This is a genomic window from Planotetraspora sp. A-T 1434 (assembly GCF_025420585.1).
Taxonomy (GTDB): domain Bacteria; phylum Actinomycetota; class Actinomycetes; order Streptosporangiales; family Streptosporangiaceae; genus JAOEGB01.
In genome coordinates this window covers 76,805-91,495 of sequence record NZ_JAOEGB010000014.1, presented here as the reverse complement: position 1 = coordinate 91,495, position 14,691 = coordinate 76,805, and the positions used below count along the sequence as shown (strand labels likewise).

Below are 14,691 nucleotides of genomic sequence, written 5' to 3'. Positions count from 1 at the left end.
TCTGGTCCGTTCGATGATCGTGTTCAGAGCGACTGGCGGGCGAGCCAGGCCAGCGTGAAGTCGGCGACCTCGCGCCAGCCGCCGTCAATGATGAGCGAGTGCGCCCGGTCGGGGAACTCGTGGAAGTCGGTGACCGCGGCGGAGTGCCGGTACTGCTTCAGGGTGGCCAGGGTGACGGCCTCGGGCACGGTGTGGTCCCGGCCGCCGGTGATCAGCAGCAGCGGGCCGCGGGCCTGGTTCCCGGTCGCCACCTTGGCGGGCGAGTGCGGGTCGAAGTTGGCCGCCGCGGCCTCGAACAGCGGCTTGCCGGGGGCCGGGATGTGCCAGCGCCGGTACAGCTCGGCGGACTCCTGCTCGGAGACGGCGTTGCCGAAGGCGTACCGGAACTGATCCTCGGTGAGCGACACGGCCCGGTTGCGGTTGGCGGGGTTGCGGAACACCGGCAGCGCCGAGCGCAGCGCGGTCAGCGGCACCGGCAGCACGCCCTTGATCTGCGCGGCGTCGATCGCGACGGCGGCGGCCGCGAGGTCCAGCCCGAGCAGCTTCTGGGCGATCATGCCGCCGAACGAGTGGCCGATCAGGATCGGCCGTTCCGGCAGACCATTGATGATTTTCGCGTAGTGCTCGACGACGTCGTCGATGCCGTGGCCGGCGATGGCCTCGGGGTTCGCCCGGGACTCCTCGACGGTCGCGCCGTCGCCGGGCCAGCCGGGCGCGCTCGGGGCGTAGCCGGCCTCCTGGAACAGGTCGGTCCAGGGGGTCCAGGAGGTGGCGTGCAGCCAGAGTCCGTGGATGAAGATGACGGGAGTGCTCATGGTGACCTCTCAGCAGGTGATCAAGCCGTAGGCGGGGGGCCGGCGACGTGGAGCCGGAACGTCTCGGCCGAGGCGACGATCGCGCCGATGTCGAAAGCGGGCGGGGCCTCGTCCAGCGAGGAGACGGGCGAGCCGTTCTTCCGGAACCACTCCTCGATCCCGGAGGGGGCGTAGACGACGGCCATCCGTGATTGTGGCGACCGCACAAGGTAGCTGTGCGGGACGCCGCGCGGACCATGAGCAACCTGGCCGGCCGTCAGGTCGTGCCGGGCGTCGCCGACGAAGAAGCTGATCTCACCGTCGAGGACGATCCACACCTCGTCCTCGCCGTCATGCACGTGCAGCGGCGGCGCCTGTCCCTGGGGGTCGTCGAACATCAGCACGCTCATCGTGCGGCCGGTCGCCTCGCCGGGGACGAGGATTTGGGTACGGCCGCCGAGGAACCAGAACGGCTCGCCGGAGAGCCCTATGTCGGTCATGTGGGCGCCGCCTTTCCATAGTGCGTACGGGCACGGGTGATTCCCGGTTCCACGGCCGGAACGCGCGTACCCCCGGAGGATCAGGACGCCGTGCCGAGCGCGGGTGCACCCATCACGCTAGGGATCCGGCCTGCGAGCCACCCCACGTGAACACGTAGTCCTCGACCATCCGGGGCCCGCACGTCGTGAACCCGCGATTTCGGGCTCAGCCAGCCTGGATCGCCATCAGCCGGGCCAGCTCCACCCGGGATCGCACCTGGAACTTCCGGAACACCTGCCGCAGGTGGTAGTCGACCGTGTGCGGCGAGATGAACAGCAGGGCGGCCGTCTCCCGGTTGGTGAGCCCCCGGGCGACGTGCTCCGCGACGGTCCGTTCCGAATCGGTGAGCCGGGACCAGGCCGGTCCGGTATCGGCCGGCCGGCCGTCCAGCCAGATCACCGCGCCGGCCAGGACATCGTCGTTGTAGACGCCCTCGCATCGCCCGGTCAGCGTCCCGGACGGCAGGGTCAGCCGCCCCTGCCGCCGCCCCGACGCGGTGCTCAGCCGCCGCCCGGCCCACTCCCACAGCAGCGTGCGGTCCGCGGACGACAGCAGGCCCGCGGCGGCGCTGTTCACGAACATGGTGTGGGCGTCGACGACGGCGACGGGCCCCTTCGCCTTCCGGCGTACCTCAAGGAAATGCGCGTGCAAAGCCCGATGCGGGCCGGGCCCGGCGGTGTGCGGATCGTGAGCGGGCACCGTTTCTCCCCCTGCGTCGCCTTGACCGGTCGTCCTCATGGAACCGCGCCGGGGCGGGCCGCCGAATCAGGGAAACACCCCAGTGTGTCCAGAGGCCGGGGGTCAGCCGGCGGGGCTGTCCTTGAACAGCTCGCGCAGCTGCCGCCGGGAGGTGAGCCGCAGCTTCCGGAAGATCTTGGTGAGGTGGTACTCGACGGTCGAGGTGCTGACGTACAGCCGCCGGGCGATCTCCGCGTTCGTCGCGCCCTCGGCGGCAAGAGTGGCGATCTTGGTTTCCTGCGGGGTGAGCACGGGGCCGACCGGCGGGGCCGGGGGCGCGACCCGCTCGCCGGTCGCGGCGAGCTCTACCCGGACGCGCTCGGTGAAGATCCCGGCGCCCATCGCGGCGAACATCTCGTGTGCGGTACGCAGCTGCGCCCCTGCCTCGCCGCGGCGCCGGTGCCGCCTGAGCCATTCTCCGTACAGCAGGTGGGTGCGGGCCAGGTCGGTGCGCATCCGGGTACGCCCGAGCAGCTCCAGCGCCTGCCGGTAGAGCGGCTCCGCGGCGCCGCCGGTCTGCTCGCCGAGCAGCGCACGGCTGCGCGCGAGCAGGCCGAGTCCCCAGGGCATGCCGCTGATCGGCGCCCGCTCCTCCAGCCGCGCCAGTGCCTGCCGTGCCGTGTCGGGGTCGCCTGCCCGTACAGCCGCCTCAACCAGGTCGGGCAGCACCCGGTTGCCGTGGCCCGGCGGGTCGCGGTCGAACAGCGGGCGGGCCCGGTCGAGCGCCTCGCGGTAGTTGCCGAGGCTCACCTCCAGCACCGTCATGGCCAGGGCCGCCTGGTTGACCAGGGCCGGGACGTTGTGGGCGGCGCTGACGGCGATCTGGTCGGCGGCGGCGCGGGCCTCCTGCTCCCGGCCCTGCCAGACCAGCTGCTCGATCTGCCAGTGCGGGCCGCCCCGAGGCATCACTCCGCTCATCGCGTACAGGTCGAAGTTCTCGGCGTAGTGCCCGTCGGCGACGGCGATCCGGCCCGCGCGCAGCTCGCTGCCGGCGAGCAGGGTGAGCGTCACCCGGAGCGCGTGCAGTGCCCCGCTTTCGCGGCCGGACGCCTCCAGCCGGCGCAGCAGCGTGGACCGGCCCTGCTCGTCCCAGAGCTCGTCGGCGGCGAGCCCGCCGAGCAGCGCGAGCGGCATGCCCTCCTCGCTGAGCCGCTCCGCCGTGCACAGCTCGGCGACCGCGGCCCGCATCAGCGGCACCGCAGCCCTGTACCCGGCCGTGACCCGGGTGGCGAACGCCCGGGCCAGCATGTCGGCCGCCGTCTCCGCCGGATCGGCCGGTACGGCGAGCACGGCACGGGCTACCTCGAGCGGCGTGGTGCCGACCGTGTGCTCCAGCGCGACCATGGCGGTCTCCATCGCCTCCCGGAGCATCACCCGGGTCAGCCGCTCGTCCCGGCCGCCGAGCGCGGCGGCGGCGTCCATCAGGATCGCGGGCGCGTGCGCCACCCGGTCGTCGTAGTTGGCGACGGCGGCGCGCAGCCGCTCTCCCATCGCCCGGGCGACCGGGGTGTGCAGCATCGGCCGCGCCTGGTCGAGCAGCCGGCGGACCGCGGCGATGTCCCCGGCGACCAGGAACGCCCCGGCTGCGGCGAGCAGCCGACCGCCGCGCGCCGGTGCGTCCGGGCTGAGCTCGGCGGCGCGGGCCAGGAAGGCGGCCTGGGCGGTGTAGCCGCCGCGCGCTCCGGCCCGCTCGGCGGAGGCTTCCAGGTCCCGGGCGACGCCCTCGTCAGTGCCCGCGGTGGCGGCGGCGAGGTGCCAGGCCCGGGTGTCGGGGTCGAGCACGGGGTCGCTGGAGTCCGCCAGCGCGCGGTGCGCGCGGCGGCGATCGGCCGGCGTGGACGCGTTGTAGACCGCGGCCCGGATGAGCGGGTGCCGGAAGGTGACGCTGCCGCCGGCCAGGTCGCCGAGCAGCAGGATGCCCTCGGCGAGCGCCGGGTCGGCGTCCACCGGGGACATGCCCAGCAGCGCCACGGCCCGCCAGAGCAGAGCCTGGTCGTGCGCGGGCGCGATCGAGGCGACGAGCAGCAGCTCCCTGGTGACCGGGGGCAGCGCCCGGACCTGGCCCAGGAAGTACGTCTCCAGGTACGCGCCCAGCGGGAGCGGTACCGGCAGTTCGGTGTGGCCCGCGAGTTGCTCCGGCGAGAGGGCGGTGGCGAGGGTGATGAGCGCGAGCGGGTTGCCGTCGGTCTGCTCCACCACCCGCTCGGCCACCGCGTCGTCGAGCGGCCCGGCGACGGACTCTGCGAGCAGCCGGCGGGCGGCCGCGTCACGCAGCCCGCGGACGGGGCGCACCGGCAGGCCCTCGAAGAGCGCGGCCCCGGATTCGCGTAGCGCGACGAGCATCCCGACCCCTTCTGCGTGTAGCCGCCGGCCGACGAAGGCGAGCGCCTGGGCGGAGTCGCGGTCCAGCCAGTGCGCGTCGTCGACGAGGCAGAGCAGTGGCCGGTCGGACGCGATCTCGGCGAGCAGGCTGAGGGTGGCGAGACCGATCAGGAACTGGTCCGGCGGGGGGCCGTGCATCAGCCCGAATGCCCGCCGCAGGGCGTCGCCCTGGGGGCCGGGGATCCGTTCGAGCCGATCGAGGAACGGCGCGAGAAGGTGGTGCAGCGCGGCGAAGCCGAGCGGAAGCTCGGACTCGACGCCGGAGATGGTGAGCACCTGCAGCCCCGCTGCCGAGGCCGCCGCAGCCGCCGCCTGCAGCAGCCGGGTCTTGCCGACGCCCGGCTCGCCGGCGAGGACGAGCGTGTCGCTGAGCCGCGCGCTGAGCCGCCGGATCACCTCGTCGATCGCGTGTCGTTCCGCGTCCCGGCCATGCAGCGACACAGGCGCCGGCCGGGGTCCCTGAGCGGTGACGTCGTCGGACACGATTCCCTCTCGACTATGCGTGCGCACGTGCCGGGGCCGGATTCGGTTCGACCCGGAGGCGGCACCAGGAGACTATGTCACCATGTCCAGCGAATCCGCCAAATCAGCGCTTTTCGGGCGAGAGTCGGAGATCGCCCGGCTCTCCGGTCTCCTCCGTGGGATTCGCGACGGAGGCAGTTCACTGGTCGTCCGCGGCGAGCCCGGCATCGGCAAGTCCGCACTGCTCACCGCAGCTGCGGACGCCGGCCGGGACGCCGGACTGCGGGTGCTGTCCACGGCCGGGACGCAGGCCGAGTTCCATCTCCCGTACGCGGGGCTGCACCGCCTGCTGCATCCCGCACGGCTGGACGACGGGGCGCTGCCCGATCCGCAGCGGCGCGCGCTGGCGGCCGCGCTGGGGCTCATCGACGCTCCCGTCCCCGATCTGTACCTGGTCGCGCTCGCCACGCTCAACCTGCTGGTGGAGGCGGCGAGCCGGACTCCGCTGCTGGTGCTCGCCGACGACGGCCAGTGGCTCGACCCGCCCACCGCCGGGGTACTGTCCTTCGTCGCCCGGCGGCTGGAGGCCGAGCCGGTGGCGCTGCTCGCCACGCTGCGCGACGGCGTGCCCTGCGCGCTGGCCGAGGCCGGGCTGCCCGAGCTCGTGCTGCGGCCGCTGCCGGACACGGCCGCGACGCTCCTGCTCGACGCGCGCGCCCCCGGCATGGATCCGCGGACCCGGCGGCGGCTGCTCGACGAGGGCGCCGGCAACCCGCTCGCGCTGGTGGAACTGACCGGCGAATGGCGCGACCAGGGGGCCGGCCTGCTCTCCTCGCCGTGGCTGCCGCTGACCGAGCGGCTGGAGCGCGCCTTCGGCGCCCGGCTGGACGACCTGCCCACCGCCACGCGAGCTCTGCTGCTCGTCGCGGCCCTCGACGACGGCACCACGCCGGAGGAGGCGATCGCCGCCGCCGCCGTCCTCACCGCCGGGCCCGTCGCGCACCACGACCTGGCGCCGGGGATTCGCGCCGAGCTGATCGAGCCGGACGCCGCCCAGATCCGGTTCCGGCACCCGCTCATGCGCTCAGCGATCTACCAGGCCGCGACGCTGCCGCAGCGCCGCGCGGGCCATGCCGCGCTCGCCGAGGCGCTCGCCCGGCAGAGTGGCGAACGCGCCGCCGACCGCCGGATCTGGCACCGCGCGTCCGCCGCCGCCCGGCCGGATGAGGAGATAGCGGCCGAGCTGGACACCATGGCCGCCCGCGTCGCGCAGCGCGGCGCCCCGACCGAGGCGGTGACCGCGCTGGAGCAGGCGGCCAAGCTCACCGAGGACGCGCGCCGACGGGCCGACCGGCTGCTCCGGGCGGCGGACCAGGCCGTCGAGCTGGGTGGCCGCGACGTCGTCGTGCGGCTGCTGCGCCAGACCGAGCTGCTGCCGCTCACCTCCCAGCAGCAAGCCCAGCTGCGGTGGATCCGGGGCACCCTCAACGACGGTTCGGACGGCCGGGCGACCGGCCCGCAGGTGCTCACCGCCCTCGCCGAGTCGGTCGCCGCCGACGGCCGGCCCGAGGAGGCGCTACGCATCCTGTGGAGCGCCGCGCTGCAGTGCTTCTGGATTGAGCCGGGCGCCGAGGTGCGCCGCCGGATCGTCGCGGCCGCCGAAAGCCTGCCGGTGCCGGCCGCGAGCCCACTGCTGCTGGCTATCCTCGCGTACGCCGCGCCACTCGACCGCGGGGCCGTGGTCATCGACGGGCTGCGGGAGCTGGCCACGCAGCCCGTCATCGACCCACAGGCGGCCCGGCTGCTGGGCTCCGCGGCGGTACTCGTCGGGGCGTTCGAGCAGGTGGAAAGCTTCTCCGCGGCGGCGCTGCCCGGGCTGCGCGCCCAGGGACGGCTTTACCTGCTCACCCGCTCCCTCGCCCAGCAGGCGTGGAGCGCGGTGCACCGGACCAACCTGAACGTCGCGATCCCAGCCGCCGAGGAGGCGGCCCGGCTCGCCCTCGAGACGGACCAGCCGCAGATGTACGGCACCGCTGTGTCCACTCAGGCAATGCTCGCGGCGCTGCGCGGCGAACCGGACCGCGCTCGGGAGCTCGCGGCGCGCGCCGAGGCGATGAGCGTCGCCGCCGGGGTGCGGCCGGTGCTCGCCACCGTGCAGATGGCCCGCGGCCTGGCAGCGCTGGGCGAAGGTCGGCACTCGGAGGCGTACGAGCACCTGCGCCGTCTGCACGACCCCGCCGATCCGTCGTACCAGCTCGCGCTGCGCTGCTATGTGGCGGCCGCGTTCGCCGACGCCGCCGCCGGGAGCGGTAACGCCGGCGCGGCGCGGGCGGTGCTGCGCGAGCTGGAGGAGGTGGCGCGGACGACGCCCGCGCCTGCGCTGCACGTCGGCCTGCCGCTCGCCCGGGCGCTGCTCGCCGACCCAGCGGACGCACGGGCTCGGTTCGCCGACGCGCTCGCCGCCGACCACGCCCGCTGGCCGTTCGCCCGCGCGTACGTGCAGGTGGCCTACGGCGAGTGGCTGCTGGACCAGGGCGATCCCGGCTCGGCCCGGCCGCTGCTGCGCACCGCCCGCGATACGTTCGACGCGCTGGGCGTCGTGCCGTGGAGCGACCGGGCCCGGCGCGGGCTTCGCGCTTGCGGGGAGGCCAGTGCCGACCGCGTCCTGACGGCCCGTGACAAGCTCACCCCGGTGGAGCTGCACATCGCCCGTCTCGCCGCCGAAGGCTTGTCCGACGAGGAGATTGGCGAGCAGGTCTACCTGTCCCGCCGGACGGTCGGCGCACACCTGGCGCAGCTGCTGCCCAAGCTCGGCATCGACTCCCGGGCGGACCTGCCCGCCCTCCGCCGGGACCGGACGGACTGACCCGCCCTGAGGTCAAGACGCAATGGACAGATAGCGATGCTCACGAGGAACGCGGCCTCAAGCATCGGGGCCGTGACGACGTACGGCCGGTTCCCATCCCTCCCGCTCTGGTGAAGATCCTTCGGCAACACATCGATGAGTTCGGCATCGGGTCCGACTCGGATCTTCCGAAGCGAGCGCGGCGGTGTGGTCGCCTCAACGGCCTATACAGAGGTGTGGCAGGACGCCCGACTCCTCGCCTTCACCCGGCTCAGGTTGCCTCTTCCTTCGCTCGCCGACCGTACGACCTCCGGCACGCGGCCGTGTCCCTGTGGCTCAACGCAGAAGTCTCAGCCCCGATGTGCGCCGAGCGCGCCGGACACAGTGTGGATGTCCTCCTCCGCGTCTACGCCAAGTGCCTCGACGGACAGCAGGAGATCGCCAACCGCCGGATAGAAACCGCGTTGGTGGGATGAGCAGCCGCGGACATACTGACCACGTGGAACTCTCGGCAGAACTGCGCGACCATCTCGCAGAGCTTCGAGGGGTTCTCCTTCATGGACGGCTTACCGGCTCCGTCACGAACGCAGGATGGCTGGCCTGTGAGTTGCTCGGAGCGGGAGTTGACACCCCCACCGCGCTCGAACTAATCGGTGCTAGTCCGAGAAGCAGTCACGTACGTCGTTCGAAGGTGGTAACCCACTGAGCGCCCGTGATCTCATGTGGGTCGCCGCTCGACTGGCGGCCCACACTCCGGGTGGTGGCGTTGGGTGATCGCCTGCCAACCTGGGGCGTGTTTAAGATCAACGATCTGGTGGGCGTGGTGTTCTCGGGGCTGTCTGACCTGGTCATCGAGGATGTGGTAGACGGTGGCGGACCCCCTCGCCCGGGCAGCCTCGAAGGACGTCACCCAAGGCTGACGGGCGCTGGCTCAGCCGGGGCTCGGCCTTCTGCGGCCCGGCATGCCGACGGCCGTACCGAGCCGACCGCCGGAAGCAGCGGCTGTGTGAAGCCGTCACCTCCGTGTGCGTTGGATCTCGCGCAGACAGGCTGGTACCCAGAGGGCGTCAAGCCCCTTCCCTGGTGGTCGAAAAACACACTCCGGGCGTGCCTCAGATGAGTGGCCAGTTGCGTAGTACGGCGTCGGCCATCTTCCGGAGCTCGTCGCGGCCGACACCGCTCGCGGCTTGTACGGCGATGCCGTAGGCGAAGGTGGTGAGGTAGCGGGCCAGTAGCCCTGGATCGGTCTGCGGAGGCAGGTCGCCTTCGTCGACGGCGCGCTGGAACCGCTCCTGGATGCAGCAGTAGCCGTTGTTGCGCCAGGCGACGAGGAGGTCGCGGACTTCCTGTCCGGAGTCGCTGGTGGTCAGGGCGCTTTGGACGCCCAGACAGCCATGTGGATGGGCCGGGCGGGTGGTGGTTCGAACGGTGCCGGCCAGGATAGCGGTGGCGACATGGAGGGCGGTCGGCTCCTCTAGGGCTCGGGCGAGGTATGCGCTCGGGCCTTCGGTGTAGCGCTCCAGGACCCTGCGGAACAGCTTCTCCTTGTTGCCGAAGGCTGCGTACATGCTGGTGGTGGAGATGCCCATCGCGTTCGTCAGTATCGCCGTGCTGGCTCCCTCGTAGCCATGCTCCCAGAAGACCAGCATGGCGCGCTCCAGAGCTTCGTCGGCGTCGAATCCTCGGGGGCGGCCGATGAGGCCGCTCTGTTGCTTCTCCACCCCGGCAGCCTACCTTTTCCGCAGCGATCGCTGCGGAAGTGCTAACGTACAACTTCCGCAGCGATCGCTACAGAAGCTGAAGGGGCTAACCATGTCGGACTGCTCAAGAGGAAGACCGCTCTCGTCACCGAAGGCAGTACCGGGATCGGCCTGGCCAGTGCCGCCCGGCTGGCGGCCGAGGGCGCATTGACGACAGCGGGGATTCGTGGCCCAGGCGAGGTCGGCAGACGGATCGCCCGTGCGGCACTGGCAAACGCCCAGGCCTGTCATTCAGGCTCCCCGCACCACCACCGTCGGTCATCCCCCGGCACCGTCTGACGAGAGTCCAGCGCATCGGCCGAAAGGAACTCTCGTCAGCGCATATCCGCTTCAGCAACGGCCGGCACGGCTAGGCCGTAGAGGGCGTCGCATCTCATCAGCATCCCGTTGCAGTTCCAATCCGGAGCCGCCCCACAGAAGGGTCACCTTGTGTCCGACAGAGATCTGCGCGCTTTCTACCTGCGCTACATCGAGGCGCTCAACGCCCACAAGTTCGACGGCATGGACGAGTTCATCGACGACCGGACCACCCTGAACGGTGAGCCAGCTACCCGGGACGACCTCATCGCGGTTCAAAAGCATGACGTGGACGCGGTTCCAGACCTCCACTGGGAGCTCAAGGAGCTGCTCTTCGACGGTGACCGTCTGGCCGCGCGACTCGTCAACACGGGTACCCCGGTGAAGGAATGGCTCGGCGTGACTCCTACCGGCGCCTCGTTCGAGATCATCGAGTGCGCCATCTACCAGGTCCGCAACGGACGATTCGTGCACATGACCGCCCTGCACGACGCCGGCGAACTTCTCCGGCAACTGACCGGCTGAGTTCCGGATCAGCGCCAGAAACTCACAGAACAGTCCCAACATCACTAACGGCCCAGCCGGGCCACATGACTCTTAGGGGTACGCATGACCATCGCTCTGATCACTGGGGCCAACAAGGGCATCGGGTTCGAGACAGCCAGACAGCTCCTTGCGTTGGGTCACGTCGTCTACATTGGCGCTCGTGACGTCGAGCGAGGCGAGAAGGCCGCGGCGGCGCTTGGCGCACGATTCGTGCAGCTCGACGTGACCGACGACGCATCAGTGAGCAGCGCTCTGGCGACTATCGACTCGACCGAGGGCCGACTCGACGTCCTGGTGAACAACGCGGGCATCCTGGGGCAGGGAGTCACCGACGGTCCCACGGCACTCCGGGCCTTCGACACCAACGCGGTGGGAATCGTGCGTGTCACGGAAGCGGCGCTTCCTCTGCTTCGCAAGTCCTCGAACCCCACTGTGGTCACCGTTTCCAGCAGCGCCGGATCCTTCTGGGCGGTGACCAATCCGGAGCGACCTGAGTTCAACTTGCCGTTGGCGCTCTACTCCGCGTCCAAGTCCGCAGCCACCATGCTGACAGTCCAGTACGCCAAGTCCCAGCCGGGCATCAAGTTCAATGCAGTCGAGCCCGGCACCACCGCGACCGACATGACCGCGGCATTCGGAATCGGAAGGACGCCGGAGGAGAGTGCCAGGGTCGTCGTGCGTCTTGCCACCCTCGATGCTGACGGTCCGACAGGAACGTTTCAGGATGAGAACGGCGAAGTGCCCTGGTAACCGTGTGGGAACAGGCGGGGCAGCACGCCTGGACTGCCCCGCCTGTTCCCACAGGGCGACCCTTATGCACCAAAATGTCGGTGAACAGCCCGCGGTACTATCCATGCTGGCCCCGCCAGGCCAACCCGACCTCCGGCAGCTCCCGAATAGGCTCACGTTCCGCCACAAGAGGTAGTACTCGAAGGACACCGCGATCGGCGGGACCTTTCAAGCCGAGCACGTCGAGAACGGGTTTCGCGTGACTGCTCGTATCCTGAGGCCCGAATGTCATGAATGAGCGCGGAACCCGAATTCGCGTCGTCATCGCCGATGACCAGCCGTTGCTGCGCCACAGCCTCGCCGCTGTAATCAACGCCAATCATGACATGACGGTGGTCAGCGAGGCGGGCACAGGCGATGAGGTCGTCAGACTCAGCGCTGAGCTGCATCCTGACATCGTGCTCATGGACATTCGAATGCCGGGTACTGATGGAATCGCAGCCACCCGCCGCATCATGACCAACGCAGGCATTGAACCGTGAAGGTCATCGTTCTCACGATGTTCGAGCTTGACGAGTATGTCCGCGCTGCACTCCAAGCCGGCGCCAGTGGCTTCCTCCTCAAGGATTCTCACCCCGATAAACTCCTTGATGCGATCCGCCGAACTCATCAAGGCGAATCATTGTTTGCCCCGAAAGTCCTTACACGCCTTATCGAGGTCTACATCGCCCAGCCCACAGGCGCGAAGCCGGCGGGCCTGGACGCTCTCACCGTACGGGAGACCGAGGTCCTCACCTTGGTCGGTCACGGGCTCTCAAACGACGAAATCGCGGCGAGACCCACGATCTCGATTAAGACCGTCAAGACACATATCGGCAACCTGCTGAGCAAACGCCAGGCACGAGATCGCGCGCATCTCGTCATCGCGGCCTACGAGGGCAACCTCGTCCAGTCGACGCGCTGAATCCGCCTGACCTGGAGGACAGCCACGGCCGACACATTGAGCCGTTGACGGCGACGATGACCTCGACGTTCGTGAGACCGTACTGTTCCTGGCCCGGCTGCTGCACACCGAACGCCGCCGACGCCGGCCTGATCCACGTCGACCTGGACGACATGCTCATCCTCACGATCGAGCGCGACAGAGGTAGGAATCCGCGGGTGAACTAGTCGAGGCGGGAGACCTGGTAGTGGCTGATGTACCAGCCCTCCTCCGTCCGCTTCACCAGAACGCTGAGGTAGACGCTGATGGTGGGACGGTCGGTGAACGAGAAGTCGACGGCCAGGTAACCGAGCACGAGGTCGTCGGCGGGGGCTCTGGTCTCCAGGATGCGGTACGCGGCCGTCAGCCCGAGTGGCTGGGAGTCGTAGTAGGCGGCGATGCCCGGCCTGCCGACGCTGTAGGGGCGCAGTCCCTGGAAGATCGCGTCCTCGGTGAACTGGGCTGCGACCTGCTGCGGTTCGTGGCGGTCGATGCCGTCCTTCCACCGGTCGAGGACGCTTCGGAGGATCGCTTCCCTGTCTGCGTTGCTGTTCATCAGGGTTCTCCTGCTCATGGGATCGAGGGCTTACGACTGCTGGGTCCGGTGAGCCACGGTGAGCGGGAGGCCGGCTCTTCGATGTGTCCTGCGGCGGGTGCCGGCGCCACATCGGTGCCACAGCCGGCCTTGCCCCGTGCTGCTCGGCCCGGAAGCCGCCCGGTATCGCGTCGCGAGCGATGGCCTGCGGGTCAGTGGCCGGCGTTCTGGCCGCCGTCGACGTGGAGGATCTCGCCGGTGACGAACGAGGCGTTCTCCAGATAGATCACCGCGTCGGCGATGTCGCTCACTTCACCGAGGCCGCCGACCGGGTGCAGGCCGCTGAGGAACTGGTGGGTCTCCTCGGGGTGCATGGGCGTCTTGATGATACCTGGGGAGACGGCGTTGACCCGGATGCCGCGCGTGGCGTATTCGATGGCGAGGGACTTCGTGGCCGACTGCAGGCCGCCCTTGGTCAACGAGGCCAGCACGGACGGAACTCGGGAGTCGGGGTTGTCGACCAGGCTGGTGGTGACGCTGACGACGTGGCCGCCGCCCTGGGCGAGCATGTGCTCGATGGCGAGCTGGGTGATGCGGAAGAAGCCAGAGAGGTTCACTCCGATCACGGCGGCGTAGTCGTCGAGGGTGTAGTCCGTGAACGGCTTGGCCACGAAGATGCCCGCGTTGTTGACCAGGGTGTCGATACGGCCGAACCGCTCGACGCCGGCGGCGATGACGCGTTCGGCGGTGGCAGGGTCGGCGATGTCGCCCTGGACGGTGAGGATGCCCGGGTCGTCGGAGGGGGCGATGGTACGTGAGGTGGCGACGACGGCGTAGCCGAGCTTGCGGTAGGCGTCGACGAGGCCGGCGCCGATGCCCTGCGAGGCACCGGTGATGAGGGCGACCTTCTGGTGGTGAGTGCTCATGATGACCTTCTCCGGCAGGGATGGAGGATCTCGACCGGCTGATCATTTAGCCGACCGGTCGACTACTTGTATGTGACCGTAGGCGGCCGCCGGGGAAGAGTCAAAGGCCAACAGGGACCGGTTCAGGACCGGCATCCTCATAGCTGGTAGGCGCAGGCTCCTAGCACAGGTCAGCGCGGTGGCGCCTCCACCGGGGACGGTCGGCGCGGCAGTGTTGCTGGCTAACGCCGGTGCGGGTCGCCCTTGGGCAGCCAGGCGTCCGGACCATGGATCGCGAGGTCGCCGTCGTCGTCGCAGAGGGCGTCGACAACGGCGAGGACTGCGGCGCGCACTTCACTGCGGCGCCACACCAGGGACCAGGTCCAGTAGAGCTCCGGCGTGATGACGGGGCGTTGGACGAGGTCCGGCGGGAGCGAAGTGGTCTGGCCCTTGGGCGAGTTGATGACCGGGCGGCCGCTGCGGCGGACATGGTCGAACAACGCGGGGCCGGTGATGCCGCCGTCGGAGACGCGTACCGCATGGGCCCCGGTCTCGTGGGCCAGTTCTTCGGCGTAGGCGTTCCAGGACGACCACGAAGTGGTGTCGTCGTCGAGGAGAACGACGGTGTCCCGGGCGGGAACCTCGCCGGTGTCATCGCCGGTGGCCACGGCGTAGAGGCGGTCGGCACCGATGAGTCGGGCACGCAGGCCGTGCTGCTCGAGGTCGTCGGTGCGTACCCAGCACACCGCGAGGTCCAGGCCGCCGTCGGCGACCCTGGCGGCCTGCGTGTGCGAGGGCGCGACCCAGGCGTCGACATGGACCTCAGCCACTGTGGCGGTGCGGGCGTTCAGGTCCGGCGGCAGCCAGTTGACGTAACCGAGCCGGACCGGTTCCGACCCGGACAGCCGACGGGCGCGGTGCCGGAGGTCGTCGGCGCGTTCCAGCAGGGCGCGGATGTGCGGGAGGAGGGCGGAGCCGGCCGGCGTGAGTGCCACCGAGCGGCGGTCGCGGTCGAACAGGCGCACACCGAGGTCGCGTTCGAGTGCCTTGATCTGCTGGGACAGCGAGGGGCTCGCGATCAGCAGGCGCTTGGCAGCGCGGCCGAAGTTCAGTTCCTCGGCCACCGCGACGAAGTACCGCAGCCGGCGCAGCTCCACGCTCGTCATGCTATGTCGC

General features: G+C 70.3%; 14 protein-coding genes. 6 read left to right on the top strand and 8 right to left on the bottom strand.

The annotated features are described in order from the left end of the window. Positions 1-23: 23 nt before the first annotated feature. The 4 genes from N5079_RS19370 to N5079_RS19355 form a co-directional block, all read right to left on the bottom strand. Positions 24-815, bottom strand: coding sequence for an alpha/beta hydrolase (locus N5079_RS19370; RefSeq protein ID WP_261585339.1), 792 nt, complete (start codon positions 813-815; stop codon positions 24-26). A gap of 20 nt (positions 816-835) precedes the next feature. Continuing rightward, on the bottom strand, positions 836-1,294 hold the full coding sequence (locus N5079_RS19365) for a cupin domain-containing protein (protein ID WP_261585338.1): 459 nt from the start codon (positions 1,292-1,294) through the stop codon (positions 836-838). A gap of 205 nt (positions 1,295-1,499) precedes the next feature. Beyond that, positions 1,500-2,033: a helix-turn-helix transcriptional regulator gene (locus tag N5079_RS19360; protein WP_261585337.1), complete on the bottom strand. Its 534-nt coding sequence runs from the start codon at positions 2,031-2,033 to the stop codon at positions 1,500-1,502. 102 nt (positions 2,034-2,135) lie between these two features. Beyond that, the gene (locus N5079_RS19355; protein ID WP_261585336.1) at positions 2,136-4,937 is read right to left on the bottom strand and encodes a helix-turn-helix transcriptional regulator; all 2,802 of its coding nucleotides are present in this window, start codon (positions 4,935-4,937) and stop codon (positions 2,136-2,138) included. A gap of 82 nt (positions 4,938-5,019) precedes the next feature. On the opposite strand from N5079_RS19355, the gene N5079_RS19350 reads away from it, so the two are divergent. Further along, positions 5,020-7,782 (top strand): ATP-binding protein, encoded by a 2,763-nt coding sequence (locus N5079_RS19350; RefSeq protein ID WP_261585335.1) that lies wholly within the window; start codon positions 5,020-5,022, stop codon positions 7,780-7,782. 1,091 nt (positions 7,783-8,873) lie between these two features. Here N5079_RS19350 and N5079_RS19345 read toward each other — a convergent pair. After that, complete coding sequence (locus N5079_RS19345) at positions 8,874-9,482, bottom strand: TetR/AcrR family transcriptional regulator (RefSeq protein WP_261585334.1); 609 nt, start codon at positions 9,480-9,482, stop codon at positions 8,874-8,876. Between the two features lie 468 nt (positions 9,483-9,950). Between N5079_RS19345 and N5079_RS19340 the strand changes: the two genes are divergently transcribed. From N5079_RS19340 to N5079_RS19325, 5 genes are all read left to right on the top strand, one after another. After that, positions 9,951-10,343, top strand: a complete 393-nt coding sequence (locus N5079_RS19340; RefSeq protein WP_261585333.1) for an ester cyclase — start codon at positions 9,951-9,953, stop codon at positions 10,341-10,343. 84 nt (positions 10,344-10,427) lie between these two features. Continuing rightward, the gene (locus N5079_RS19335; RefSeq protein WP_261585332.1) at positions 10,428-11,114 is read left to right on the top strand and encodes an SDR family NAD(P)-dependent oxidoreductase; all 687 of its coding nucleotides are present in this window, start codon (positions 10,428-10,430) and stop codon (positions 11,112-11,114) included. A 269-nt stretch (positions 11,115-11,383) separates the two neighbouring features. Continuing rightward, entirely contained in the window at positions 11,384-11,635 is a 252-nt protein-coding gene (locus N5079_RS35385; protein WP_315967870.1) for a response regulator transcription factor, read from the top strand. Between the two features lie 17 nt (positions 11,636-11,652). After that, positions 11,653-12,057, top strand: a complete 405-nt coding sequence (locus N5079_RS35380; protein ID WP_315967869.1) for a response regulator transcription factor — start codon at positions 11,653-11,655, stop codon at positions 12,055-12,057. A 71-nt stretch (positions 12,058-12,128) separates the two neighbouring features. Continuing rightward, the gene (locus N5079_RS19325) at positions 12,129-12,263 is read left to right on the top strand and encodes a hypothetical protein (RefSeq protein WP_261585331.1); all 135 of its coding nucleotides are present in this window, start codon (positions 12,129-12,131) and stop codon (positions 12,261-12,263) included. Here the strand turns inward: N5079_RS19325 and N5079_RS19320 are convergent. The 3 genes from N5079_RS19320 to N5079_RS19310 all read right to left on the bottom strand — a co-directional run bounded on the left by N5079_RS19320 (position 12,260) and on the right by N5079_RS19310 (position 14,681). Then, the gene (locus N5079_RS19320) at positions 12,260-12,631 is read right to left on the bottom strand and encodes a YybH family protein (RefSeq protein WP_261585330.1); all 372 of its coding nucleotides are present in this window, start codon (positions 12,629-12,631) and stop codon (positions 12,260-12,262) included. The two genes, N5079_RS19325 and N5079_RS19320, sit on opposite strands and share 4 nt — an antisense overlap. 191 nt (positions 12,632-12,822) lie before the next feature. Continuing rightward, entirely contained in the window at positions 12,823-13,536 is a 714-nt protein-coding gene (locus tag N5079_RS19315) for an SDR family NAD(P)-dependent oxidoreductase (RefSeq protein ID WP_261585329.1), read from the bottom strand. 221 nt (positions 13,537-13,757) lie between these two features. Beyond that, a complete protein-coding gene (locus N5079_RS19310; RefSeq protein WP_261585328.1) occupies positions 13,758-14,681 on the bottom strand; it encodes a LysR family transcriptional regulator in 924 nt (307 codons plus the stop codon). Between the last annotated feature and the right edge of the window lie 10 nt (positions 14,682-14,691).